This window comes from Aquaspirillum sp. LM1 (assembly GCF_002002905.1).
GTDB lineage: Bacteria > Pseudomonadota > Gammaproteobacteria > Burkholderiales > Aquaspirillaceae > Rivihabitans.
Genome location: NZ_CP019509.1, coordinates 3,922,651 through 3,947,897, shown reverse-complemented (window position 1 = coordinate 3,947,897; position 25,247 = coordinate 3,922,651). Strand labels below are relative to the sequence as shown.

General features: G+C 65.9%; 16 protein-coding genes. 8 read left to right on the top strand and 8 right to left on the bottom strand.

Going from position 1 to position 25,247, the window contains the following annotated elements; translation table 11 throughout:
• Positions 1 to 169 precede the first annotated feature (169 nt).
• The 3 genes from recD to recC are packed head-to-tail and all read right to left on the bottom strand — an operon-like array spanning position 170 to position 9,337.
• On the bottom strand, positions 170 to 2,131 hold the full coding sequence (gene recD / locus BXU06_RS17065; protein WP_171982262.1) for an exodeoxyribonuclease V subunit alpha: 1,962 nt from the start codon (positions 2,129 to 2,131) through the stop codon (positions 170 to 172).
• Positions 2,118 to 5,828, bottom strand: a complete 3,711-nt coding sequence (recB, locus tag BXU06_RS17060) for an exodeoxyribonuclease V subunit beta (protein WP_077302476.1) — start codon at positions 5,826 to 5,828, stop codon at positions 2,118 to 2,120. Before recB ends, recD begins: the two co-directional genes overlap by 14 nt.
• A complete protein-coding gene (gene recC / locus BXU06_RS17055; protein WP_077302474.1) occupies positions 5,825 to 9,337 on the bottom strand; it encodes an exodeoxyribonuclease V subunit gamma in 3,513 nt (1,170 codons plus the stop codon). Before recC ends, recB begins: the two co-directional genes overlap by 4 nt.
• Before the next feature lie 111 nt (positions 9,338 to 9,448).
• Here recC and BXU06_RS17050 point away from each other — a divergent pair, with 111 nt between their 5' ends.
• The 4 genes from BXU06_RS17050 (at position 9,449) to BXU06_RS17035 (ending at position 12,603) form a co-directional block, all read left to right on the top strand.
• The gene (locus tag BXU06_RS17050; protein WP_077302472.1) at positions 9,449 to 9,787 is read left to right on the top strand and encodes a hypothetical protein; all 339 of its coding nucleotides are present in this window, start codon (positions 9,449 to 9,451) and stop codon (positions 9,785 to 9,787) included.
• Positions 9,788 to 9,953: 166 nt separating this feature from the next.
• Positions 9,954 to 10,643, top strand: coding sequence for a YafY family protein (locus BXU06_RS17045; protein WP_077302470.1), 690 nt, complete (start codon positions 9,954 to 9,956; stop codon positions 10,641 to 10,643).
• Positions 10,644 to 10,771: 128 nt separating this feature from the next.
• Positions 10,772 to 12,061: a hypothetical protein gene (locus BXU06_RS17040; RefSeq protein WP_077302468.1), complete on the top strand. Its 1,290-nt coding sequence runs from the start codon at positions 10,772 to 10,774 to the stop codon at positions 12,059 to 12,061.
• Between the two features lie 146 nt (positions 12,062 to 12,207).
• Complete coding sequence (locus BXU06_RS17035) at positions 12,208 to 12,603, top strand: hypothetical protein (RefSeq protein WP_077302466.1); 396 nt, start codon at positions 12,208 to 12,210, stop codon at positions 12,601 to 12,603.
• On the opposite strand, the gene BXU06_RS17030 is transcribed toward BXU06_RS17035, so the two are convergent.
• Positions 12,553 to 13,857 carry an RNA-guided endonuclease TnpB family protein gene (locus BXU06_RS17030; RefSeq protein WP_077302464.1) on the bottom strand — a complete coding sequence of 435 codons (1,305 nt, stop codon included), beginning with the start codon at positions 13,855 to 13,857 and terminating at the stop codon, positions 12,553 to 12,555. The genes BXU06_RS17035 and BXU06_RS17030 overlap by 51 nt on opposite strands.
• A gap of 134 nt (positions 13,858 to 13,991) precedes the next feature.
• Here BXU06_RS17030 and BXU06_RS17025 point away from each other — a divergent pair, with 134 nt between their 5' ends.
• From BXU06_RS17025 to BXU06_RS17010, 4 genes are all read left to right on the top strand, one after another.
• Positions 13,992 to 14,633 (top strand): helix-turn-helix domain-containing protein, encoded by a 642-nt coding sequence (locus tag BXU06_RS17025; RefSeq protein WP_077302462.1) that lies wholly within the window; start codon positions 13,992 to 13,994, stop codon positions 14,631 to 14,633.
• 186 nt (positions 14,634 to 14,819) lie between these two features.
• Positions 14,820 to 16,151 (top strand): aspartate aminotransferase family protein, encoded by a 1,332-nt coding sequence (locus tag BXU06_RS17020; RefSeq protein ID WP_077302460.1) that lies wholly within the window; start codon positions 14,820 to 14,822, stop codon positions 16,149 to 16,151.
• Positions 16,152 to 16,214: 63 nt separating this feature from the next.
• Positions 16,215 to 17,681: an APC family permease gene (locus tag BXU06_RS17015; RefSeq protein ID WP_077302458.1), complete on the top strand. Its 1,467-nt coding sequence runs from the start codon at positions 16,215 to 16,217 to the stop codon at positions 17,679 to 17,681.
• 39 nt (positions 17,682 to 17,720) lie between these two features.
• Entirely contained in the window at positions 17,721 to 19,223 is a 1,503-nt protein-coding gene (locus BXU06_RS17010; RefSeq protein ID WP_077302450.1) for an aldehyde dehydrogenase, read from the top strand.
• A 79-nt stretch (positions 19,224 to 19,302) separates the two neighbouring features.
• On the opposite strand, the gene BXU06_RS17005 is transcribed toward BXU06_RS17010, so the two are convergent.
• The 4 genes from BXU06_RS17005 to BXU06_RS16990 all read right to left on the bottom strand — a co-directional run bounded on the left by BXU06_RS17005 (position 19,303) and on the right by BXU06_RS16990 (position 25,225).
• Positions 19,303 to 20,931: a methyl-accepting chemotaxis protein gene (locus BXU06_RS17005; protein ID WP_077302448.1), complete on the bottom strand. Its 1,629-nt coding sequence runs from the start codon at positions 20,929 to 20,931 to the stop codon at positions 19,303 to 19,305.
• A gap of 83 nt (positions 20,932 to 21,014) precedes the next feature.
• On the bottom strand, positions 21,015 to 22,286 hold the full coding sequence (locus BXU06_RS17000; RefSeq protein WP_077302446.1) for an AmpG family muropeptide MFS transporter: 1,272 nt from the start codon (positions 22,284 to 22,286) through the stop codon (positions 21,015 to 21,017).
• A 192-nt stretch (positions 22,287 to 22,478) separates the two neighbouring features.
• Complete coding sequence (locus BXU06_RS16995; RefSeq protein ID WP_077302444.1) at positions 22,479 to 23,513, bottom strand: Rpn family recombination-promoting nuclease/putative transposase; 1,035 nt, start codon at positions 23,511 to 23,513, stop codon at positions 22,479 to 22,481.
• Between the two features lie 80 nt (positions 23,514 to 23,593).
• Positions 23,594 to 25,225: a methyl-accepting chemotaxis protein gene (locus BXU06_RS16990; protein WP_077302442.1), complete on the bottom strand. Its 1,632-nt coding sequence runs from the start codon at positions 25,223 to 25,225 to the stop codon at positions 23,594 to 23,596.
• Positions 25,226 to 25,247: the final 22 nt, after the last annotated feature.

Below are 25,247 nucleotides of genomic sequence, written 5' to 3'. Positions count from 1 at the left end.
GAAAGCAGGAAGCCCCACTATAAGCGCCTCGCCTTAGTCCTTTTAAGAATTGATTCAACAAACCAGATAACCAGATGATCTAATAAAAAAGCCAGATGGGTACACCGGATATGCCAGGCAGCCGAACAGCGCCATCCGGCATTGGTTTAGGCCAGGTGAGGCTGACTCGTCATCCGGGCACACGGTTGGCCAGCGCCAGCAAACTCGCCCCCAGCCCGCTTTCGCGCCGGGTGACGGTTTGTGCTGCCAGCTCCAGCAGGCCCACCTGGGCTTCCAGCAGGGTGAAGCGGGTTTTGGCGCGGGTGATGGCGGTGTACACCAGTTCGCGGGTGAGCAGCGGGCCGGGGTGGTCGGGCAGGATCAGCGCGGCGTGGTCGAATTCCGAGCCCTGGGATTTATGCACGGTCATGGCAAACACCGTGTCCACGTCGGGCAGGCGCAGCGGCGAGATCCAGCGTACCTGGCCGGCCTGGGCAAAAATCACCTGCAGCTGGCCCTGGCGGTCGGCCACGGTCAGGCCGATGTCGCCGTTCATCAGCCCCAGCGCGTGGTCATTGCGGGTGAGGATCACCGGGCGGCCAACGTACCAGTCGCGGCGCGGGTCGATCAAGCCGGCGTCGGCCAGCACGGTGCTGACCCGTTGATTCAGCCCTTCCACGCCCCATGGGCCACGGCGCAGCGCGGTGAGCAGCTGAAACCGGGCAAACCGTTGCAGGCAGCCGGCGGCCCAGCTGTGCCAGTCGTCGTCGCTGGCGCTGGCCGCTAGCGCGTGTTGCACGGCGCTGAGCACCGGGCGGTAGCCGGCCAGCACAAAACTGGCCAGCTGCGCATCATGCTCGCCAGACAGCGCCAGGCGCTCGATATCCTGATGGCGTTGCCACACCTGTTTCAACTGGTCAGGCTGATTGTCGCGCACCGCCTGGGCCAGCTGGCCAATGCCGCTGTGCTGATCAAACCGGTGGGAATGGCGCAGCATCACCGTGCAGTCGGCCAGCGGCGGGGCCGGGCGGGCGGGATCGGCGGCAAAGCGGCTGAGGTCGTGTTGCTGGCGGTCGGCGGCATTGAGCCAGGCCAGTGCGGCGGGGGAATAGCCGCCTTGCTCGGCGTTGGCGCACAGCTGGCCCAGCACGGCACCGGCTTCCACCGATGCCAGTTGGTCCTTGTCGCCCAGCAGAATCAGCCGGGCGGGCTCGGGCAGGGCGTCGAGCACGGCGGCCATCATTTCCAGATCAATCATCGAGGCTTCGTCAATCACCACCACGTCGGCGTGCAGCGGCGCATCGCGGTGATGACGAAAGCGCCGGCTGTCCGGGCGGCTGCCCAGCAGGCGGTGCACGGTGCTGACGCTGGGCGGAATGCTGGCCAGCACCTCGGGGCTGACCACACCGGCCAGACGCTGGCAGGCCCCCCCCAGTGATTCACTCAGCCGCGCCGCCGCCTTGCCGGTGGGGGCGGCCAGACGGATGCGCAGGGCAGGTTGGCCCGCCGCCAGCGCCTGGCTTTGCAACAGCGCCAGCAGGCGCACCACGGTGGTGGTTTTGCCGGTGCCTGGCCCGCCGGTAATCAGCGTCAGCCGTCCGCGCAATGCCAGCGCGCAGGCCAGTTGCTGCCAGTCGGCAGACTGGCCGTCGGCCTGGCCCTGCTGCAACCAGTCCGGCAACACCGGCAACACCGGCAGCGTGGCATGTTCAGGCTGGGCACGCTGGTGCAGCGCCAGCGCCACGTCCTGCTCGTATTGCCAATAGCGGCGCAGATACAGCCGCTCGCCGTCGCGCACCAGCGGCGATTCGCGCCGGGTGGCGTCATCGCGCCCCACCACGGCCAGCAGCGGCGACTCTGCCGCCGGCCAGGGCCACAGCGGCGGCAGGCTGGGGGCCGGGCTGCTGTCGCCCTCGGGCGGCAGGCCCAGCACATGGTCCAATGCTGCACCGGCAGCCAGGGTGCTCAGGTCCAGACAGGGATGGCCCCGGCCCAGCTGGTGGCTGGCCAGTGCGGCAGCCAGCAACAGCTCCGGTGCCGCCTGCGGATCGAGCTCGGCCAGAAAGCGGGCAAAGCGGCCATCCAGCGGGCGCAGCCAGCGGTGGGTTTCCCAAGTGTCGAGCAGAGTCCACAGTGCGTCAAAGGTCAGCATGGTTGGCTCCTGGCAGGGGCTGGCCGGCAAACAGCGCATCCAGCGCGTGAATCTGTGCGGCGTCGGGGCAGGCGTGCCATACGCCATGGCCTGCGCCATCCCAGCCGCGCAAGAACAGATACACCGCGCCGCCCAGATGGCGGGCGCAGTCGTAATCGGGCAGGCGTTCGCGCAAATGCCGATGCAGCGCCAGCAGGTAAAGCGCTGCCTGCAGGTCGTAGCGCGCTTCGGCCAGCGGGGCAGTGAGCGCGTCAGCACCATAGTCGCCCAGGCGCGGCCCAAGAAAGTTGGTTTTATAGTCCACCACGTAATAGCGGCCTTCGTGGCACAGCACCAGATCGACAAAGCCCTTGAGCATGCCGTTCAGCCGGTCGGTGCGCAGCTGGGGGCGTGGCTGTCCGGGCAGCAGCATGCGCTGCACCTGCTGGTCGAGCCGGGCCAGGGGTAACTGGTGGGCGGCAAACCAGAACTCCAGTTCGGGTTGATAGCATTCAAGCTGCGCCAGGGTCACCGCTGGGCCGGGCAGGCCCAGCGGGGTGTGCAGCCAGGCTTCCAGCTGGCGGGAGAGAGGCTCGATCAGCGATTCCCACTGGCGCAAGGCGCAGCCGCGTGCCACCCGGTCGCGCAGGCGGGCCGGCTGGGCGGCCAGCGTGGCAAAGCCTTCCTGCGCCATCCATTCCAGCAGGCCATGCACAAATACCCCGCTGGCCGGCCCGGTGGGCAGATCGCCCAACCTTGCCGCGCCCACCGCACTGGCCGGCGTGGCCAGATTGGGCCGGATATCTTCGGCAATTTCCTGCGCGGCTTCATCCAGGCCGGATTCCGCCAGCGGCGCGCTGCTGCCCTCCAGACGCAGAATCAGCGCGCTATAGCTGCTCATCCGCCAGGGCGGCGTGGGGGTCAGCTGGCAGGTCCGGGCCTCGCCCAGGGCGGTGGCGTCGGTGTCGGCAGGCAGCCGCGCCGGGCTGTGGCCCAGGTCGGGGTTGATCGCCAGCCGGGCCGGGCCGGCGTGTTCAGCATCCAGCCAGCGCAGGCAGGCGTCAGTCAGGTCGGCGTCGGCCAGCGTGGCACCGCCGGTCAGCAGATAGCCCAGCGCGCTTTCATGCAGGGTGTTGTTTTTATGATTGCCCCGACGCAGCGGCGCAATGCCCAGCCACAGCGCGTGGCGGGCGCGGGTGACCGCCACATAAAACAGGCGCAGGTCTTCCTGCAGGCGTTCGCGGTCTTGCGCGGTGCGCTCGTCGTCGCGTTTGAACAGCGACAGCCGGGCGGCATACGGCGGTTGTGGGTCGTGGTAGCGGTAGGCGGTCAGCCGGCTGCCATCCACCGGCTTGTAGCTGGCGGCAAACGGCAGGCACACCAGCGGGTATTCCAGCCCCTTGGATTTGTGGATGGTCACCACCCGCACCAGACCAGCGTCGCTTTCCAGCCGCACCATGCGCTCGTCGCCGCCACGCTCGGGCTGGGCCATCTGCTCGGCCAGATGCCGAATCAACGCCTGTTCGCCGTCCAGCTGCTCGGCGGCGGCATGCAGCAGCTCGGCCAGGTGCAGCAGGTTGGTCAGCGTGCGTTCGCCGCCTTCGCGCGTCAGGCAGCGGGCCGGCAGGTCAAACAGCTGCAACAGCTGGCGCAGCATGGGCAGGATGCCTTCGCGCTGCCAGCAGCCATGCAGCCGGACAAAGCGCTCCACTTCGGCATCCCAGTCGCGGGTGTGCGCGTCGTTGAGCGCATCCAGCCGGGCGTAGGGCAAATCCAGCGTGGCGGTGGCCAGCGCCGTGCGCAGCAGGCGCTCCTGGGTGGGTTCAGCGCAGGCGCGCAGCCAGTGCAGCAGGTCCTGGGCTTCGCGGCTGGCGTACACCGAATCGCGGTCGGACAAATACACCGTGCGCACGCCGCGCCGGGCCAGCGCCTGACGCACGCTGCGCGCCTCGCTGCCATCGCGTACCAGAATGGCGATATCCGCCGGACACAGCGCGGCAAAACGGCCATCGGCGTGGGCAAAGCCGGTGTCGCCGGCCTGGCCACCGGCCAGCAGCGCCACCAGACTGTCGGCGCAGCGCTCGGCCATGTGCTCGCGGTAGCTGCCCACCCCCTGTGCGGTGGTATCCAGCCAGACATTCAGCGCCGCCAGCGGCTGGCCGCGATGCAGCAACACCTCGCTGCGGCCTGCGGCGCGCACCGGCTCGAAGGGCAGCAGGCGCTCGCCAGTTTCATCGGCAAAGGCAAACGCCCCGGCGGCATGCTGCTGTTCGGCAAAGGCAAACAGCTGGTTGACCTGCGCCACCATGGCTGTGGTCGAACGGAAATTGCTGCCCAGGCTGACATGGCGGCCCGCCGTGGCGCGGCGGGCGTTCAGGTAGGTAAAGATATCGCCACCGCGAAAGGCGTAAATCGCCTGTTTCGGGTCGCCGATCATCGCCAGCAGGGTGCCAGGCAGCGGCTGGGCCACCGGGTACAGGGTGTTGAGCATGCGGTATTGCAGCGGGTCGGTGTCCTGGAATTCGTCCACCAGCGCCGCCGGAAACTGCCGGCGGATGGCACTGGCCAGCCGCTCGCCATCCGGGCCGTGCAGGGCGGCATCCAGCCGGGTGAGCAGGTCGTCAAAGTCCATCACCGCTTCACGGCGCTTGTGCCGGGCCAGGTTGTCGCCTACCCACTGGCCGGCATGGACCAGCACGCCATGGGCAAACGGCACGATGGCCTCCAGCTGGGCGGGCAGGGCCGCCAGCGCCTCCAGTGCCGGCACCACAGGCGGCAGCTCAGTTTTTTTCCAGATTTCGGCCAGAAAGGCGGGCGACAGCCGGCTCCAATCCAGGCTGGCGTCCAGATCGTGTTGTGTCGGCGTGCTGGCCCAGGCCTCCAGCGCGTCGAGCAGCTTGCTTACCGTACCGCTGCGCAGGCGGGTGCCGTTATAGCGTTTGTCTGCCTGCCAGCCGGCAAGCAGCTGGCGCAGCTCGTCCACCCGCTGGCGCGGCCAGGACTGCTTCAGTTCGGCCAGTTGGCGGGCAATGCGGGTCAGCGCCTGGCCCAGCGCCTGCGGGCCGCGCCAGTCGGACGGCGGCAGCGCACCCAGCAGCGGGCGCAGGGTGTTGGCCAAGGCGTCCGGCGTCGGCCAGTGGCTGGCCAGCAGGGCAAACTGGGCATCGGACAAGGGATACACAAAGGTGCGCCAGTAGTCGCGCACTGCTTCGTGGTAGCGCTGGCCGTCGTCCTGGTCCAGGGTTTCGTCAAACAGATTGCCGCTGTACAGCGCGTGTTCGCGCAGCATACGCAGGCACCAGCTGTGGATGGTGGAAATCGCCGCGTCGTCGAGCAAATCCGCCGCCAGCGCCAGGCGGATGGCCGCCTGCTCGCGGCCCAGGCCGCCATCGGCATCCAGGCTGGCCAGCAGGCCCTGGCTGAATACATCGGCCTCGTCCACCGGTGCGTCGCGGCGCAGCCAGTCGGCCAGCCCGGTCAGGCGCAGGCGGATGCGTTCGCGCAGCTCGCTGGCGGCGGCCTCGGTGAAGGTCATCACCAGAATCTGGCCGGGCGACAACGGTGGCAGGCGTTGCGCCGGGTTGGCGTCGGGGTCGTGGCCCAGCACCAGGCGCACGTACAGCGCCGCCAGGGTATAGGTTTTGCCGGTGCCGGCGCTGGCTTCAATCAGCCAGCTGCCGGTCAGCGGCAGGGTCAACGGGTCAAGTGGCTGGCTCATGCGGCCTCCGGCGGCAACAGGGTGGCCCGCAACAGCGGGAGGTAAAGCTGTTCGGCCCAGGTGCCGGCGTCGGTGCGGGCCTGGCTGAAGGCCGGCCAGTCCGGAAACGCCCGCGCCAGGCACGGGTCGCCGTCCACTTCGCCGGGCAGTTGCCAGCTGCCGGCAAACACCTGGCTGGCGTGCTGCCAGGCGGCATCGTCGTTCACTTCGCCGTCGCGGTCGGTCTGGCGCGCCAGATGTTGCAGATAAGCCAGCAGGGTTTTGCACGCCAGCGGCAGCGGCCCGGCCAGCCCGGCCTGCCACGCCAGGCTGATGTGATCCAGCCGCGCCTGGGCCTCGGCCACCGGCCAGGCGGGCCAGTGCAGCCCGTCGCCGTCGTCATCGCTGGCCAGAATCCAGCTGGCGGTTGGCTGGCCGCTGGCGTTCAGGGCCAGATGGGTCAGCCACGGGGCGAGCAAGCGCTCCAGCCGCCAGCCCTGGCTGTGGTGCAAGGGATGCGGCAGCGCCAGCAGGCGGATGGTGTGTTCGCCAGACGGCGTGGCGTAGCGTTCGCCTACCCAGTCTTCCAGTTGCACACTGCCCGCCAGCGGCAGCGTCACTTCTGCGGGCGGCAGGGCCTGCGGCCAGCGCGCGCGCAAGGCTTGCCAGCGCAGCCACAGCGGCGCCACCTGCGCGGCCAGCCCGTCAAACAGCGTGGCCCCGGCCTGCAAGGGCATCAGCCCTTCGCGCTGCCAGCGCCCGGCCTCTGCCGCCAGCGTCCCGGCCAGGTCCTGCCCGTCGCGCGTGCCCCGGCGCAAGGCGTGCAGCAAACGCTCACGCAGCGCATAGCTGTCCAGACCGTTCAGGGTAAAGGGTTCGTGTTCGAGCAGGCTGTCGTCGCCGGCATCAAACTGCACACGCAGCCGGCGGGCAAAAAAGTGCGCCACAGGCCGGCGCAAAAAGCGGGTCAGGTCAGCCAGGCTCAGGGTGGCGGGGCTGGGGGACAGCAGGGCGGGCAGTGTCGCTTCAGCCGGAGCGGGCGCGTGGTGGGCGGCGCGCCATTCGTGGGCGTAGGTAAACAGCCCGGCGGCAGGCGGCGCGGCAAAGTAGCGCGGGCTGAACGGTTGCAGCGGGTGTTCGCAGGTCAGCGCCGCCAGCAGCCGCGTGCCGCTGTCGGCCTGCTGTGGGTCGTCTCCGGCCAGCCGCCAGCCGGCGGCCAGCACATCGCGCAACTGGCCAATCAGCACCGATGGGGGTTGCGGGCTGTTGTCGCGGGCGTTGCGCCCCACCCAGCTGACATACAGCCGTTCGCGGGCCGACAGCAGGGCCTCCAGCAGCAGATAGCGGTCGTCGTCGCGGCGGGCGCGGTCGCCGGGGCGGGCATGGCCGGGCTGGGCCATCAGGTCAAAGTCGCTGGGCGGCTGGCGGCGTGGATAGTCGCCGTCGTTCATGCCCAGCAGGCACACCACCCGAAACGGAATCGCCCGCATCGGCATCAGCGTACACACATTCACCGCGCCCGCCAGAAAATGCTGCGATGGCGCGGCGTCGTCCAGCCCACCCAGCCAGGCTTCACGCACCACCGCCAGTGGCAGCGCATCGTCCAGCCCGGCGTCGGCGCAGGCTTCCAGCCAGCTGGCCAGCGCGCTGTCCAGCCGCAGCAGAATCCGCCGCTCCTGATCGTCCACCGGCAGTAAAAAATCGGCCAGCAGCTGGCGCAGCCGCTCGCCCCAGTGGCGCGGGCTGGCCGGTTCGGTCAATACCCCGGCCCAGTGGCGCAGGCGGTCAATCAGCTGGGCCAATGGCCCCAGCGCGGCCACTTCCAGGCCGGCGGCCTCGTCGCAGGGCTGAATGCGCTGCTGCCAGGCGTCGCCATCGCCCACCGCGTAGCCCAGCAGCAGGCGCTCCAGGCCAAATTGCCAGCTGTTTTGCTGCAAGCCGTCGGGCAGGGCCAGCCGGGCGCGCTGCCCGGCGTCCAGCCCCCAGCGAATGCCCGACTGTTCCGCCCACTGGCGCAAACGCGGCAGCGTCTCTGCCGGCAGGTCAAAGCGCCGTGCCAGGGCGGGCGCGTCGAGCAGGTCGAATACCTCGCTGACGGTAAACCGGGTGTGCGGGCTGGCCAGCAGCGTGTCCAGCGCGCGCAGCAGCGGCGCGCTGTCGCGCGCGCTGCGGTCGGCCAGGGTAAACGGCAGATGGCGCGGGTCGCCGGGCGGAATCCGGCCAAACACCGCGCGCACATGCGGCGCATACGCTGCTACATCGGGCACCATCACCACCATGTCACGCGGGGCCAGCGGCGTGCCGGCAGCCTGGGCGGCTTCGCAGTAGGCCAGAAGCTGGTCGTGGAGGATTTCCACTTCGCGCTGGCGGCTGTGCGCCAGATGAAAACGCACCGACAGATCCTCTGCCGCCACCGGCTGGCGCTCTGCCGGGGTGGCCGGCGGCGGGGTGAGGTCGAACATGCCATGCTGCAGCTGGCCCAGCAGGGTGTCGGCGCTGGGCGGGATGAACAGGTCGATCCGCTCGGCCACGCCGGCCAGCGCGGCCTGCTCGTCCTCCGGCTGGTCGTAGCGATCCAGCAAACCCAAAAAATCCCGCCCATGCCGGCCCCAGGCCGCCAGCAGCGGCTGATTGTCGGCGTGCAGGCTGTCCAGCGCTGGCAAGCGCGCCTGTGGGCTGCGTCGCGCCAGCCGGCGCGCCACCGCCTGGCGGTCGGCCAGGTCGCCCCAGTAATGCTGGCAGGGATTATGCGCCACCAGCACCACCTGACTATGCTGACCCAGCGCCGCCAGCGCTTCAATCACCTGCTGCGGCAGCGACGAAATACCAAATACCACCACCCGGCGCGGCAGGCCGGCGGGCCTGGCGGTCAGGCCCGCCAGGGCATCGATAAACTGGCGGTGAATGCTGGCGCGGCCTGCCGGGTTGCCGCCCTGTGCGGCAATATCCGCCAGCACGGCGCGCCACAAGGCTGGCTGCCAATGCTGATCGGTGGGAATCGCCCGGCTGGTCGCGGTATCCGGGGCCAGGCGCAGCTGGTCTGCGCCGGCCTGCCAGTCCAGCAGCCAGTCGGCGCGGTACACCTGGTATTGGTCGAACAGCTCGGCCAGCTTGCCCGCCAGCTGGTAGCGCTTGCGCCCGTCGCCATCGTCGCGCAAAAAATGCTGCAACGGGGCAAATACCGGCTGATCCTGCAGGGTGGGCAGCAGCCGCAAGATGCGCCAGATCAATGCCTCCCGGTCCAGCGCCGAGCGCTCCGGCACGGCGGCCTCGCCCAGCACCCGGCGGTAGGCGCGCCAGAGAAACTGCGCTGGCAGCTGCATGCTCACCGCTGCGCTGACCCCGGATTCTCCGGCCAGCGCCAGCTTCAGCCACTGGCCCATGCCCTGGCTTTGTACCAGAAACACATCGTTTTCCAGCGGGGCCAGCGGCTGGCGCGCCAGCCAGCCCAGCAGCAGGTCGCGCAGGTCTTCCAGCCGGTTGCCCTGCCACACCATCAGGCCGCAGCCCAGTTCTGTCTTGTCCGCCATTGCGCGCCCTGCCTGCTGGATACAATTCTGTGATGATAAACGCTTGGCCCCGGCAATGGGGTGCCGCTTGCGCTATCATCGCCCGATTGCCACCCCGCCAAGGATGACCCAATGTCCGCTTCCCTGCGTATGCTGCTGCTCAGCGCCACCCTGCTGGCTGGTGCCGCCAGTGCCCAGACCATCGACGACGACCTGCTTGCCGCCCAGATGAACTACCACCGCGCCAGCGGCTTTGCCGACAAAGCCACCCAGAGCGCCCAACTGGCCCGCCAGGCGCGCGAGCAGGCCGACATGCGCCTGCGCGACGCGCAAATCCTGATGGAGCGTGCCCAGGCCGAACAAGCCAGCGCCGAAGCCAGCGAGCGCGACGCCCTGGCCGAACTCGGCGCAGCCCGCCAGCGGCTGGACAATGCCTGGGGCATCAAGCAGCAGCGCAGCACGCAGCCGTAACAGCGGCATGTGGTCTTGTGACATTGGGCCATTCCCAAATCGCCTGAGGCTTGTCCGCCAGGACAGGGCAGCAGCATAAGCCCGCGTGGCGGGTGTTCTGCCATACTCTTGTCGATGAACAACAATCACGATATCCAACCAGGATGGCTGGCACAGGAAGATACCCATGCGCCGCGCTGACCGGCTGTACCGGCTGATTGAATCGCTGCGTGGACGACGCTGCGTGACCGCCGCCCAGCTGGCGCAGTGGCTGGAAGTGTCCGAACGCACGGTGTACCGCGATGTGCGCGACCTGATGGCCAGCGGCGTGCCCATTGAAGGTGAGGCCGGCGTCGGCTATCGGCTGGCGCGGCATTACCATCTGCCACCGCTGATGTTCAACGCCGACGAACTGGCGGCATTGCGCCTGGGTGCCGCCATGGTGGGCAGTTGGGGCGACCCTGCCCTGGGCCAGCTGGCAAGCAATGCCCTGGCCAAGATCGACGCGGTGTTGCCGCCCAGTGCCGCGCGCGCGCCGGCGGCGCGGCTGTTTGTGCCTGATTTGCATGACTACCCGGTAGCGCGTCTGACGCCGCTGCGCCAAGCCATTGCCGCCCGCCAATGTATCGAGCTGGATTATTGCCGCGCCGATGGCGAACTCAGCCGGCGGCGGGTGCATCCGCTGGGGCTGTTTTTCTGGGGGGTGAGCTGGACACTGGCGGCCTGGTGCGAGGCGCGCGACGAATTTCGCCATTTCCGCATCGACCGCATCCTGGCCTGCACACCGCTGGCCGACACCTTCACCCCGCAAGCCGGGCGCACGCTGGAGGATTTTTTTCGCAGCGTGGGCGCGCGGACGTGGCCGCCAGGCGGGTAGCACAGCGCCCCATGCCGAGCCCATCAACCGCCATGCCATTGCGTCGATAAGTCCAGTCACCTTCCGCCAGTCCACTCGCCGGCAACAAGGGCTGAGTCATTTGCCAACACGCTGAAAAGGCCCGCGCCATGCGCTGCTTCCCAACCCGCCGCTTCCTGACGCTCCCCCTGCTGCTTGCCACCCTGCTGGCCATCTCTCCCAGCCTGGCGCAAAACCCGCCCTTTCCCCCGCCGCCGCCGCGTGATGGCGGACAACGCCCGCCACCACCCGGGCCGGGGCCGGCGGGTCAGCGCTACTCGCTGGAGCAGGCGCTGTCCGACCAGGCGCAACTGCACACCATTGCCTTCAGCGGGCTGGCGTTTCTGACCGGAGACTTTGCCACCGACACCTTTTTGCCGCCGGGCAAGGTGTCGGATTATTTTGGCTTTCAGTTCATGCGCGACACCGACAGCGCGGGCGGCGGCCATCAGGGGGCGTTTCTCACCCGGATTGCCCACGCCATGCTGGCCATTCTCACCCCGGAACAACGCGGACTGCTGATCGACCTGGCCCGCCTGCAGCAAGCCGATATCCGCCGGTTTGCCGAACTGCGCCTGCCGCTGATTCAGGCGTTCCGCCAGCAACTGGAAGGGCGCAAAACCTTGTCGCAGTCGGCGGTGATGCAGCATTCCGCCCGCCTGTACGCGCTGGACGGCCAGCTGGCCTATCAGCGCGCCAAGGTGATGGCCCATGTGTTGCGCAGCCTGAGCCCGGCCCAGCGCCAGGCGCTGGCGCAGCTGAAATTTGCCGATTCGCGCAGCTGGCCCAACGGACCCGAGCCGATCGACAAACGCCAGATGCCGCACGGCGTGCATGTGGTGGTGATGACCCTGGCCAGCGAGATGTTTTCCTGGCAAGGCGGCTCGCTGGAGGCTGACGTGTATTTTTGCCCGGAACGCCACGGCATGTATTTTGGCGGCTTCGGCATGAAAACCGCACCGGCCATGGGTCGGCCCGACTACGCCATCAGCACCGCGCTGACCGGCGACAGCGGCGCGGCGCTGCTGGCGCTGCTCGACCCCGGCCAGCGCCAGCTGTTCACCGACGTGCTGGCCGCCCAGCGCGCCGATCTGGCCGAGATCGTGCAGCTGCGCCGCAGCATTGCCGGCGAACTGCGCCAGCTGCTGCGCGGCGAGGCCGCCGACCCGGCCAAGGTGCAAGCGGCGTCGAAACGCTATGGCGAGCTGGATGGCCGCCTGTCCTACCGCTACGCCATGGCCTTTGCCCGGCTGCGCGCCAGCCTGAGCCCGACGCAACAGGCCAGCATCGCCCGCTTGCGCCCACCCGCCGCGCCGCATGAGCCCAAAGGGCCATTCATTTACTCGGAGCCGGTGCGTGATTTGACCGTGCCTGACAGTGCTTTCCTGTTTGTGCGCTAGAACGGCGGTTGGCCAGATGGACGGGCCAGGCCCAGGGTTTGCTTGTTTTTTTCGAGAGTGGGCTTTTCTCTTGTGAGGGCGGCGCACCATCGCCAGATGGCTTGACGAGAGCCCATCGACCGCTGTGTCATCTCGAGGAAACCATCATGCAAGGATTGCCTGCCGCCCCGTTCGGCCCCGCTGCGCCCGCGCCACTGCCGTGGCGGGTCAAAACCGCCACCCATTCTGACGATCTGCACCAGCATATGCGCCTGCTGACGGCCTGGGAGCAAAGCTATGATCAACTTTCCCCTGGCTGTTTTCATGGGGCAATCAGCGAAGCCTGGATTGGCGATATCCAGATTTTTGAAGAAAGCCTGTCACAGGCGGTGTTCCAGCATGGGGCTGGCCGGCCTGGCACGCTGTCGGTGGGGGTGTTTGCCGCACTGTCCGATGCCGCACGCTGGCAGGGGGTGGCAGCCGGGTTTGAGCATTTGACATCCTCCCCCGGCCTAAAGTCGGGGGATTCCTACAGCGCTCATCCCGGCATCGAGCCGGCATAAGTCGCTTCGGTGGGTTCCTGCTGCTGGCGGCATGACTGCACCGCTCACTTCACAGGCGATCCGGGCTACGGTTTCCCGCCCGGCGGAAGCGTCCGCCGTGTCCTGCCCTTCGTCTCGCAATCGTTGCATCCCGCAAGACAGGATGTTGATCGCGCCGACCACATCGGCGTTTTCCTTAAAACCGCACTCAACACACTGGAACCGGGCTTGCGTCTGGCGGTTGTCCGCCGACACATGGCCGCAGCACGGACAGGTGCGGCTGGTGTTCTGCGCCGGCACGGCGATGAGATGCCCACCGTTCCACGCCAGCTTGTAGTCCAGTTGGCGACGGAATTCGAACCAGCCTTGATCGAGGATGGACTTGTTCAGGCCGGACTTGGCCCGAACGTTCTTGCCCGGTGTTTCGGGGCTGCCTGCCGACGATTTGGACATGTTCCTCACCTGCAAGTCCTCAAGACACACCATCGCGTGGTTTTGGCTGATCGTGGTTGTGGCTTTGTGCAGATAATCGCGGCGGGCGTTGCCGATGCGGGAATGGATGCGCTGGACGCGGGCTTTCGCCTTTTTCCAGTTGCTGCTGAATTTGGTCTTGCGGCTCATGGCCTGCTGCGCTTTGCGCAAGCGGGCTTCGTGTCGCTTGAAGCTGTTGAGCGGGGCATGGAACGTGCCATCCGAGAGCGTGGCGAACCGTGCAATACCCATGTCGATGCCGACTGTACCGCCCTTTGGAATTGGCTGCTCGACCTCGCGTTCGGTCTGGATCGACACGAACCATTTGCCGCAAGACTGGCTCACGGTGACGTTCTTCACCGCACCCAACACTTCCCGGCTGTTGCGGTAGCGCAGCCAGCCGAGCTTGGGCAGGAAGATTCGGGCATTGGCCTGGTCGAGCTTGATCTGTTTCGGGTCTGGATAACGGAAGCTGTCGGACTGGCCCTTTTTCTTGAAACGCGGGAAGTCGGCCCGCCTGGCGAAGAAGTTGGCGTAAGCGCGCTCCAGGTCCTTGAGCGTTTGTTGCAGCGGATGAACCGGCGCATCCGCCAGCCATGCTGTCTCCGCGCTGTTGCGCCACTCGGTGAGCAGCTTGCACAGGCCCGCATAGCCCAGTTTCTTCTCTGCACGCTCGTAGCGCGCCTTCTGCAACGCCAGCGCCTTGTTGAACACGAAACGGCACGAGCCAGCAAAGCGGCGCATGTCGCGCTGCTGTTCGCCGGTCGGCATCAGTTCGTATTTGTAGGCTTGAAGGCGTTGCATACTGGGTATTTTATACAACCCACCCCCATCGACGGCAAGGACGGCTACGCCGTCCTTGCCGTCCTTCCTCGCCCTGAACGGCGGGGCTTGCCGCGCACCGGGTCAGCTGCCTGACCCGCCGCCACACCCTGGAGATGCGCACGCCGCGCCACAGCACCCTGCTGGGCCTGAGCATTCCGCTGGCGCAGTGCCCGGCGCTGCACGATGGCGAGTTTGACCACGACCCGGTGGACGCACTGGAACGGCTGGCCACGCCGCTGATTCATCACCCGGTGCTGGCCGCCCGGCTGCGCCAGCAGCTGGGCACGGCGCTTTTCACGCTGATGCAGCAACCCCCTCAGCTGGCGCTGGACGCCGCCCGCCAGCAATTGGGCTGCGAGCTGCTGGGACTGGTTGATGCGTTCATCCACGCCGCGCTGACGGCAGAAACCATTGTCTCGCCCGCCAAGGCACGGCGGGTGGTTCGCCTGGCGCGTGACTATATGCTCGCCCATCCGGACACGCCGCTGACCGTGCTCGATTTATGTGCACAAACCCACACCTCGCGGCGCACCCTGCACGACTGTTTTGAACACGTGGTGGGCATGAGCCCGGCGGCCTACCTGAAAGTAGTGCGCTTAAACGGCGTGCGCCAGACGCTGACCAGCACCGATGGCCGGCTGACCATTGGCGATGCCGCCGCGCGCTGGGGGTTCTGGCATTTGTCACAGTTTTCCCTCGACTATAAAAAACTGTTTGGCGAGCTGCCATCGCGCACCTTGCGGCGGGTGAATTAAGCGCACCACCACGCCCCATCCGGCCTGCGGGTTGTGCGGTGTCCGCCCCACGGGCGCTGGAGGTGGAACCCTGCCATTCTTGCCAGTTTTCGATAACGCCGTCTTTGGGTGCCTTCCTACACTGTGTGCGTTACCGGGTCATGACGGCCCGGCTTGTGTGGAATGCCGACCCGAAGGAGAGCGTAGATGCGCGAACAGGCTTATCAATTCTGGCACCCGATGCTGCACCCGAATGAAATGAAGGTGCGCGAGCCCATCCGGATTGTCCGGGGCGACGGATGTTATGTGTTCGACGACCAGGGCCGCCAGCTGGTGGATGGCGTGGCCGGGCTGTGGAACGTCAACGTGGGCCACAACCGCCCCGAGGTGAAGGCTGCCATCGTCAAGCAGCTGGACGAGCTGGAGTATTTCCAGCTGTTTGACGGCCTGACCCACCCGCGCGCCGAAGAGCTGTCCAATGTGCTGATGGATTTTCTGGCACCGGAAGACATGCGCCGGGTGTTTTACAGCTCGGGCGGTTCGGATGCGGTGGAAACCGCACTGCGCATCGCCCGCCAATACTGGAAAGTGGTCGGCCAGGCGGATCGCACCAAGTTCATTTCGCTCAAGCAGGGCTATCACGGCACCCACTTTGGCGGCGCGTCGGTGAATGGCAACACGGTGTTCCGCCGCAGCTACGAGCCCCTGCTGCCGGGCTGCTACCACGTGGAAACGCCGTGGACCTACCGCAATCCGTTTACCGAAGACCCGGAAGAACTGGCACAGATCTGCGCCAATCTGCTGGAGCGGGAAATCCTGTTCCAGGGCCCGGACACGGTTGCTGCTTTCATCGCCGAGCCGATTCAGGGTGCCGGCGGGGTGATTGTGCCGCCAGCCAGCTACTGGCCGCTGATCCGCCAGGTGTGCGACAAGTACGGCGTGCTGCTGATTGCCGACGAAATCGTTACCGGCTTTGGCCGCTCGGGCTGCATGTTCGGCAGCCGGCTGTGGGGGGTGAAGCCGGACATCATGTGTCTGGCCAAGGGGATTTCCTCCGGCTATGTGCCGCTGGGGGCCACGGTGTTCAACGACCGGATTTTTCAGGCGTTTGACGCCAACCAGGATTTTTCCGGGGCGATTTTTCACGGCTACACCTACTCCGGCCACCCGGTGGCCTGCGCCGCCGCGCTGGCCAACCTGAAGATTGTTCAGGAAGAAAATCTGCCGGCCAACGCTGCGCGCATGGGTGATTATCTGATGGCCCAGTTGCAGCCGTTTGTCGAGCAATTCGCCGCCGTGGGCGAGGTGCGCGGCAAGGGGCTGATGATTGCGCTGGATCTGGTGGAAGACAAAACCACCCGCACACCGATCGACCCGACCCATGGCTACGCCAACCGCGTGGCGGAAATCGCCCGTGAGCACGGTGCCATTGTGCGTCCGGTGGGGACCAAGATCATCCTGTCGCCGCCACTGGTGCTGGAGCCTCACCACGCCGATGTGATGGTTTCGGCGCTGAAGGCCGGCTTCAGCCAGGCCTGACTTCCCGGTTAGCGGTTGTTTTTGCTGGCCGGGCGACACGCCCGGCCAGACAAGGAGCGTGCAATGTCCCTGCAAGACAAGCTTGATACCCACCTGGCCAACGGTGTGGTGGGGTTTCCGACAGCGCTGGCCACGGCGGTCGGCCTGGTGATGGCCAGCCCGGTGATTTTGACCGTCACCACCGGCTTTGGCGTGGGCGGCGGCACCTTTGTGCTGGCCATGCTGATTGCCTTTGTGATCATCCTGGCTCAGGCCAGCACCTTTGCCGAAGCGGCGTCGGTGCTGCCCACCTCGGGTTCGGTGTATGACTATATTTCCTGCGGGCCGGGCCGCGTGCTGGCGATTGCCGGGACTTTGTCGGCCTATGCGCTGGTGCATGTGTTTGCCGGCACCGCCGAGGTGATTCTCAGCGGGGTGATGGCCACGGTGAACTTCCCGGAATTTCATTCCATGCTGGAAGACCACAACCTGACCTGGGCCGTTGGCGTGGGCTTTGTGCTGTGTTTTGGCGTGCTGAACATTTTTGGCGTGCAGTTTTTCAGCAAGGCCGAGGTGGTGCTGACCAGCGGCATGTGGATCACCCTCACCCTGTTTGGCGTGATTGGCCTGATTCAGGCTCCGGCAGTATCGCTGGACGGCTTTTTTGGTGCCTCGCAAATCGGCACCGACTGGGGCGCGGTGCTATCGCTGGTGGGCATGGCGATTTTCATGTTTCTCGGGCTGGAGTTTGTCACCCCGCTGGCACCCGAGCTCAAGCACGCCTCGCGCAATATCCCGCGCGCCATGCAGCTGGGCCTGGTGATGGTTACCGTGTGCATGCTGTGTTACGGCGCGGCCATTGCCCGTCAGGTGGAAAACAAGGCCGTGAACCCGGAAGGCACGGTGCATCTGCTGGAAACCCCGAACGCCATTCCGCTGTTTGCCGAGCAGATCATGGGCCCGGCGGGGCGTATCTGGCTGGGCATTGCCTTTCTGTTTGCCGGTGCCGCCACCATCAATACGCTGATGGCCGGCCTGCCGCGCATTTTTTACGGCATGGCGCTGGATGGCGCGCTGCCCAAGGTGTTTGCCTACCGGCATCCGCGCTTTAACACCCCGGTGGTGGGCATTGTGGTGGCCATGCTGATTCCGTGTGTCCATATCTGGCTGATCCAGGGCAATCTGGACAAGATTCTGCTGCTGGTGCTGGCGGCGGTGTGCGCCTGGGGCGTGGCGTATTTGCTGGTGACGCTGTCGGTGGTGATGCTGCGCATCCGCCGCCCGGACCTGCCGCGCGCTTATCGCTCGCCGTGGTTTCCGCTGCCGCAAATCGTGTCGTCAGCTGGCGTGCTGCTGGCGCTGTGGCATATCGCCCCACCCGGCATCGAACGCATGGACGTGTATCGCCCGTTTGGGGTGATGTTTGGCCTGGTCACCCTGTATGCGCTGGTGTGGACCGCCTGGGTGCAGCGCCGCCCGCTGTTTGCTCCGGCTTCGGTGGAAGAAATTCTGGAAGAAGAATTTGGCGCAGCGGATGCCCGTGCGCACTGACCCTTGGCCCATCTTGTGTTGATGACAGAAAGACTCCCCATGACCTCTCCCCATCTGATCGCGCTGCTGCCTGAAGTCAGCGCCTTTTTGCAACGCCGCCACGGCCTGTGGATTGACGGCGGCTGGCAGCCGGCCAGCGCCCCAGCCGACACGCCGGTACGCAACCCGGCCACGGGCGACATCATCAGCTTTGTCAGCGACGCCAGCGCCGACGACGTGGACCGCGCGGTGTGCGCCGCCCGCGCAGCGTTTGACGGCCCGTGGCGTGCCATGCGCCCGGCCGACCGGGAAAAATGCCTGGTGCGCCTGTCCGAACTGCTGGAAACCCACGGCGAAGCGCTGGCCCAGCTGGAAACGCTGAACCAGGGCAAGTCCATTCACATCGCCCGCGCCATCGAAGTGGGCGCGTCGGTGGAATACGTGCGCTACATGGCCGGCTGGGCCACCAAGATCGAAGGCTCGACGCTGGATTTGTCCATCCCGGTGCCAGCTGGTGCGCGCAATCTGGGCATGACCCTGCGCGAGCCGGTGGGCGTGGTCGGTGCCATTGTGCCGTGGAATTTTCCGCTGATGATCGCCCTGTGGAAGCTGGCACCGGCGCTGGCCTGCGGCTGCACCATCGTGCTCAAGCCCTCGGAAGACACCCCGCTGACCGTCCTGCGCCTGGCTGAGCTGACCGCCGAGGCCGGCATTCCGCCGGGCGTGGTCAATGTGGTCACCGGCCATGGCCACAGTACCGGCGCGGCGCTGACCTGCCATCCGGGCATCGACAAGCTCACCTTTACCGGCTCCACCCCGGTGGGCAAGCAGATCGGCCACCAGGCCATCGACAATATGACCCGCTTCACCCTGGAGCTGGGCGGCAAGAATCCGATGATCATCATGGATGATCTGGACGTGCCGGCCATCCTGCCCGGCCTGATGGCTGGCTGCTTTTTCAATCAGGGCCAGGTGTGCGCCGCCGCCTCGCGGCTGTACATCCAGCAATCGGCGTTCGACCGGGTGGTGGGCGAATTACAAAACGCCATGCAGGCGCTGACCCTGGGCTCAGGGCTGGACCCTAGCGCCACCTTGCAGCCGCTGGTCACCGCTCGCCACCGCAACCGGGTGGCGGAACTGGTAAGCCGCGCGCGCGAACAAGGCGTGGAAGTGGTCACCGGCGGCCAGGCGCCCACCCGACCGGGCTATTACTTTGAGCCGACCCTGCTGGTCAACGCCGCCGACGACAACGCCGCCATGCGCGAGGAAATCTTTGGCCCGGTGATCACCGCCACCCCGGTGCGCGATCTGGACCACGCCATCGCCTGCGCCAACGACACCCGCTACGGCCTGGCCGCCAGCGTGTGGACGCGCGACCTGAACGCCGCGCTGTCCGCCGTGCGGCGCATCAAGGCCGGCACGGTGTGGGTGAACAGCCATATCCCGGTGGACCCGAGCCTGCCGTTTGGCGGTTTCAAGCACTCCGGTTATGGCCGCGAGCACGGCAGCGCCGCGATTGACGCCTACACCGAGAGCAAGTCGGTGTGCATTCCGGTGTTTTGAGCGATGTGGCCCGCCATGTCTTGTGGCACGGGCGGTTGCGCCCGCGCCCATCTGCCGTACCGTTGGGGCGCTTCCTGTGTCAAGTCTTGAATCGCGCCACCGCGCCGCGCAGTTCCACCGCCAGCGCTTCCAGTTCATGCGCCGCACCAGCGCTGTCGTGCACCACCGCATGCTGGGTGTCGCTCTGCCCGGCAATGTGCTGCATATCGCTGGCGATTTGCTGGACGGCGTGGTTTTGTGCCACCAGCGCCGCGTTGATGTCGCCGATGCGCTGACGGGTTTCCTGGGCGGCCTGGCTGGCGCTGACCAGCACCTGACTGACTTGTGCCGCCTGGCGCACGCCGGTTTCCATCACCTGTTCGTTGCGCTGGATGGCCTGGTGCATGGCGGCGCTGCTGTGTTGCAGCCGTTCGGTGAGTTGGTCGATCTGCCCGGCAGAAGCGGCGGATTTTTCTGCCAGTTTGCGTACTTCGTCGGCCACCACGGCAAAGCCGCGCCCGGCCTGACCGGCGCGGGCGGCCTCGATGGCGGCGTTGAGCGCCAGCAGATTGGTCTGCTCGGCAATGTCGCGCACCTGGCAAGTCATCCGGGTGATGTCGTCCATGCTGTCGGCCATCTGCCGGGCGCTGCCGCCCACGTCGTCGCGCAGGCTGTGTTCTGCCTGGTGCAGGGTGGTGGTCAGCACCGCCACGGCGGCTTCGCCGTGGCCGGTTTGCGCGTGGGTCTGTTCGGCCTGATGGCCCAGCCGCTCGGCCATGCCACTGACTTCTTCGATGCTGGCGCTGATTTCTTCCAGCGCGGCAGCCGACGACGCCACCGCCTGATTTTGCTGGGCCGACACGCCGGCCAGCTGGCGGGCGTGGCCCGACAGCGAGCTGGCGCGGCTGGCCAGCCGTTCACTGCCGCCCCACACTTCAGAAAAAGTATGCTGGATGCTGCCAAGCAGGTGGTTGAACGCCCGGCCCACCGTGTCCAGCTCGTCTTCGGCCCCCAGCTCGGTGCGACAGGTCAGGTCGCGCTGCTCATCCACCTGGCGCATGGTTTTTACCAGCGCATGCACGGGCCGGGTCAGCGCGCGCTTGATCAGCAGCACCAGCCCGCCCAGCACCGCGCTGAGCAGCACGATCTGGCCAAAGAACCACAGTGCGTCGCGTTCAAACTGGGCATTCAGGTCGTCCAGATACAAGCCGGTGCCCACCATCCAGCCCCATGGCGCAAAACCCTGCACATACGCCAGCTTGGCCACTGGCTCGGTTTTGCCCGGCTGCGGCCATAAATACTCGACAAAACCGCCGCCCTGGCTGGCCACCACATCGCGCATGGCGACAAACAGCGGCTTGCCGTCCGGGTCCAGTGAGCGGGTCAGGTCCTGGCCGTTGAGTTCGGGTTTGATCGGATGCCAGAGCATGCGCGGATGCATGTCAAACAGGTAGTAGTATTCTTTGTTGGCGTAGCGCAGATTGCCCACCGCGTGCTTGGCCTGCTCTTGCGCGCTGGCCAGCGGCAGGCTGCCGGCCTTGACCTGGCGCTCGTAGAACTCCAGCACCCCCACCGCCACCTGCACCATGTTTTGCAGCGAGGTGCGGCGGTCGTCGAGCATGCGCTGGTATTTGGAATACAAGGCCAGCGCACTGATGAGGAGCACGCCGGCCAGTGCCGCCAGTAACAGGGTATTGAGTTTGTTGCCTACGCTGAGTCGGTTGAACATGGTGGTGCAGTCTCCGCATCGGCGCTGGCGACATGGGCCGGCGCGCTTGGTATGGGCAGGGAGACTGACGCATTGACCCAGAATCAGGACGGGTGGCTGGCGGCCTCGGCGGGCGGATCGTCTCCCCAAGGGGCCACTTTATAGAGTAACAGCATGCCCGGAAGTGCCAGCAGCGTACACAGCAGAAAGAACGGCGTCCAGCCCAGTGATTCCACCAGATAACCAGTGGCGGCATTGGCCACCGTGCGCGGCACGGCGGCCAGGCTGGTGAACAGGGCAAACTGGGTGGCGGTGTAAGCGGGATGGGTGCTGCGGGCAATAAAGGCAATAAACGCCGCCGTACCCAGCCCCACCCCCAGCGCCTCGAAACCGATGGCCAGCGCCAGCACGCGCAGGTCCGGGCCCATCTGGTCGAGCAGCACAAAGCCCAGAATCGACACGCACTGCACCACGCCAAATACCCACAGCGCGCGGTTGATGCCCAGCTTGAGCATCCACGCCCCCCCCAGCAGGCCGCCAATCACCGCTGGCCATAGCCCGGCGTGCTTGGCCACCAGGCCAATTTCGGTTTTGCTAAAGCCGGTATCCAGATAAAACGGCGTGGCCAGCGCAGTGGCCATGCTGTCGCCCAGCTTGTACAAAAAGATAAAGCCCAGCACCCAGGCGGCACCACGCCAGCCCTGGCGACTGATGAACTCCTTGAACGGCAGCACCACGGCATCGCGCAGGGTTTTTGGCACCGCCGCGCGCAAGGCTGGCTCGCTCACCGCCAGCGTGAGCGCCACGCCCGGCAGCATGAACAGCGCGGTGATGGCAAATACCCATGGCCATGGCAGGCGGTCGGCCAGAATCAGCGACAGCGAGCCGGGCACTAAACTCGCCAGCCGGTAGGCGTTGATATGCACGGTATTGCCCAGCCCCAGCTCGGCATCGCGCAGCAGCTCGCGCCGGTAGGCATCCAGCACAATATCCTGACTAGCGGAGAAAAACGCCACCCCCACCGCCAGCGCGGCAATATTCCAGATATCCTGCTGCGGCACAAACAGCCCGAAACCGGCCATGCCCAGCACCAGCGCCAGCTGGCTCATCAGCATCCAGCCACGCCGCCGGCCCAGAAAGGGCGGCACAAAACGGTCCATCAGCGGTGACCAGACAAATTTCCAGGTGTAGGGCAGCTGAATCAGGGCAAACAGGCCAATGGCCTTCAAGTCCACCCCTTCGCTGCGCAACCAGGCCGGCAGCAGGTTGATCAGCACATACAGCGGCAGGCCGGAGGCAAAGCCGGTAAACACGCAAATCAGCATCTGCCGAGAAAACAGCGTTGGAGAAGCATCGGGAACGGGAGAGACGGTCATGGACGGGGCAGGCGGAATCGGCGAAGGCGTTACTCTACCTGAAATTGCCAGAAGAACAGGGCAATCGTACCCACGCCATCATCCTAACGGCTCGTCAGCCGCCACGGCCTGAGCGGTTCACCACCGCAGGTGTATCGCTTCCCGCTGTGCGGGGTAGTTCATTCCGCCCTCAATCACCACGGGAATCCACGGTCAGTGCCGTGTTTCACCAAATACTTCGTCCAGTGACTTGGCATCCAGCACCCGGTCGCCCCAGGTTTCCAACTGAGCCGGCGTGGCGGCGGCAATGCTGGCCAGCTGTGTGGCCGACAGCGCGCCAAAACGGCGGGTCAGCTGGCGTTGCAGCAACAAGGCTTCACCCTGCTGAATGCCTTGCTGCATGCCTTTCTGAATACCCTGTTGCATTCCCTGCTGAATGCCCTGCTGCACCCCCTGAAGCATGCCCTGCTCCATCCCCCTGGCAATCGCCTGCGCTTCCCAGCGGTCAATATTGGTTTCCAGCATTTCCATCCCTTTCGTCAATTCTTCGGCATCGGGCACGGCCAGTCCGGGCATTTTGCTCTGCAGCCGGTGTTTTATCCAGCGCGTCACCACCCGGTCGATGCGCTGCTTGAATGGCGATTGGGCAATCGCTTGGGCAAGACAACGGATGGCTTGCTTGGCCGCTGCGCTATCTGGCGTGTGCTCAAAGCGAAAGATAGCTGCTACCACGCGCTGCATGTCTTCCAGCTCGGCAGCGGGGAATGCCCCTTCGTCCAGCAGCCAGAATTTCAGCCGGGGCTGAAAAGCCTTGAGCACCTGCGGATGGACGCGAATCAGATCGTAGAGTTCGCTGCTTTGCCGCCAGCGGGCGTCGCCGTTATACAGCACGATGGGCAGCACCGGCGGCAGCCCTTCGGTGGTATTGACTGCCTTGCTGCGCAGCAGGTGGTCGTAAAGTGCGGCCACATATTGCAGCATGCGAGCCGGCATGGTGTCGTCCGGGGTGGATTGGAATTCCAGCAGCAGATAGAGGTAAATGCGCTGCCCGTGCAGTTCGACCGACCAGACAAGATCATCCGCGCGCGGCTTCATCGCCGGGGTGACGTAGTTGCCGTTTTCCAGGCGCAGGGTGGTGTAGTCGAGCAGCGCTGAGACGCCCGGCGGGGCAAAAGCTTCCAGCAGTTCCTGCACCAGTTCGGCGTGGGAAAACAGGTATTTATAACCGCTGTCGTGGAGGTGTACCATCGCCCAAGTGTAGCGTGGCGGGTGAGCGAGCTCAAGGCATCGTAATTTGTGCAATTGCCCAGCCAGACACCCGCCCCCCCTCAGGTTTTGAAATGCGCCACCGCCTCGGCCAGCGCATGCGCGTTGGCGGTCAGCTGGCTGGCGGCGTGGGCGGTGGTTTCGATGGTGTGGTGATGGGTGTCGCTCATGCCGACCACCACTTCCAGCCGCTGACCAAGCTCGCCCATGGCTTGTTGCTGTTCGCTCAGTGCCAGTGCCACGCCGTGAATATGCTCGTTGATGCGTTCGGTATTGGCGCGGATGCCGCCCATGGCCTGGCTGACTTGCCGGGTATGCGCCACGCCTTGCTGGCTGGCGTCCACGCCCTGTTCCATCACCGTCACCACATGGCGCATATGCGTGCTGAGCGTGGCAATCTGCCCGGAAATTTCCAGGGTGGCGCTGCCGGTGCGTTCAGCCAGCTTGCGCACTTCGTCGGCCACCACAGCAAAGCCACGTCCGGTTTCGCCGGCGCGGGCCGCCTCAATTGCCGCGTTCAGCGCCAGCAGATTGGTCTGGTCGGCAATGTCATGAATGGTTTGGGTAATGCTGGCAATGGCGTCGGTTTGCTGGTGCAGCGCGCCAATCGCCCCGGCAGCCTGCTGAAACTGGCTGGCAATATCGCGCACGCCGTCTTCGCTTTGGTGAATCAACTCGGCGCAGGCATCTACCATCTGGCTGGCTTCGCTGGCTTCGTGGCCCACTTCGCCGCTTTGCTGGCTCAGTTGGGCAATGCTGTGCTGAATCTGCTCCATGGCGGCAGCCATGGCACGGGTGGCGTCGCTCTGTTCGTGGGCGCCGGCTTCCATCTGGCTGGAAGTGGCGGCCAGCGCGTGAGCATCGCCGTCCAGTTGCCGGGACAAGCCATGGATGGTGTGGGTCACCCCGTGCAGATGGGTGCGCATGTCGCCCAGCGCCGCCAGCAGGCTGTCATCCGGCAGCGTATCCAGCGCAATGCGCCGGGTCAGGTCGCCCTGGGCAATATGCTGGGCCAGGCTAACCGCCAACCCTGGCTCGCCGCCCAGCATGCCAAACACCTTGCGGTACAGCCAGCCCCCGCCCAGCACTATCAGCACCGCCAGTGCTGAACTCAGGCCCACCACCACCAGACGCAGGGTGTTCACCGTATCTTGGGTGGTTTGTTCCGAGGCGCGCACCATGGCGTCTACCTTGGCGGCCATCGCCTCTATCTGTTGGGTCAGCGCGCTGGCGCGGTCGTCAAAACCCTCTTGCGGCGCTTTCATCAGCACATTGCCGGCGTCGCGGCCCTGAGTGATATACGCTTCGGCCATGCGCAGCCCCACCTGGTGAAACTGCTCGGTCAGGCGGGTAATCTGGCTGATTTCACCGCTCAGGCTGGCGTCAAACCTGGCAATGGCTTGCAGATTGCCCTGCAAGGCCTGGTAGTGTGCGGCAGCCTCCTGCAAGGGATCACGTTCGCCCGTGGCGCTGGCGTCGGTGAGAAACTGCTGCACCTGAACAATATGGAAGCGGGCGTCAACCATATTATGTTTCAGCGTGTGGATGATGGTGTGTTCTTTTTCGTCGTTATCCAGCACGCGTTGCAGGCTGAAGGTGGCGATCACGGCGACGATGACCTGCAGCAGGGCCATGATGCCAATAAAACTGAACAGGATGGGTTTCAGGCGGTGGGAAGTTTGGGTGGACATCATTTTTAAAGATCAATAGGTTAGT

Coding starts and splice junctions, on each gene's coding strand:
- BXU06_RS16990 (WP_077302442.1), bottom strand. CDS start 25,225: ATGATGTCCACCCAAACTTCCCACCGCCTGAAACCCATCCTGTTCAGT.
- BXU06_RS17040 (WP_077302468.1), top strand. CDS start 10,772: ATGCGCTGCTTCCCAACCCGCCGCTTCCTGACGCTCCCCCTGCTGCTT.
- BXU06_RS17020 (WP_077302460.1), top strand. CDS start 14,820: ATGCGCGAACAGGCTTATCAATTCTGGCACCCGATGCTGCACCCGAAT.
- BXU06_RS17045 (WP_077302470.1), top strand. CDS start 9,954: ATGCGCCGCGCTGACCGGCTGTACCGGCTGATTGAATCGCTGCGTGGA.
- BXU06_RS17050 (WP_077302472.1), top strand. CDS start 9,449: ATGTCCGCTTCCCTGCGTATGCTGCTGCTCAGCGCCACCCTGCTGGCT.
- BXU06_RS17035 (WP_077302466.1), top strand. CDS start 12,208: ATGCAAGGATTGCCTGCCGCCCCGTTCGGCCCCGCTGCGCCCGCGCCA.
- BXU06_RS17005 (WP_077302448.1), bottom strand. CDS start 20,931: ATGTTCAACCGACTCAGCGTAGGCAACAAACTCAATACCCTGTTACTG.
- recD (WP_171982262.1), bottom strand. CDS start 2,131: ATGCTGACCTTTGACGCACTGTGGACTCTGCTCGACACTTGGGAAACC.
- BXU06_RS16995 (WP_077302444.1), bottom strand. CDS start 23,513: ATGGTACACCTCCACGACAGCGGTTATAAATACCTGTTTTCCCACGCC.
- BXU06_RS17025 (WP_077302462.1), top strand. CDS start 13,992: ATGCGCACGCCGCGCCACAGCACCCTGCTGGGCCTGAGCATTCCGCTG.
- BXU06_RS17000 (WP_077302446.1), bottom strand. CDS start 22,286: ATGACCGTCTCTCCCGTTCCCGATGCTTCTCCAACGCTGTTTTCTCGG.
- BXU06_RS17030 (WP_077302464.1), bottom strand. CDS start 13,857: ATGCAACGCCTTCAAGCCTACAAATACGAACTGATGCCGACCGGCGAA.
- BXU06_RS17010 (WP_077302450.1), top strand. CDS start 17,721: ATGACCTCTCCCCATCTGATCGCGCTGCTGCCTGAAGTCAGCGCCTTT.
- recB (WP_077302476.1), bottom strand. CDS start 5,828: ATGAGCCAGCCACTTGACCCGTTGACCCTGCCGCTGACCGGCAGCTGG.
- BXU06_RS17015 (WP_077302458.1), top strand. CDS start 16,215: ATGTCCCTGCAAGACAAGCTTGATACCCACCTGGCCAACGGTGTGGTG.
- recC (WP_077302474.1), bottom strand. CDS start 9,337: ATGGCGGACAAGACAGAACTGGGCTGCGGCCTGATGGTGTGGCAGGGC.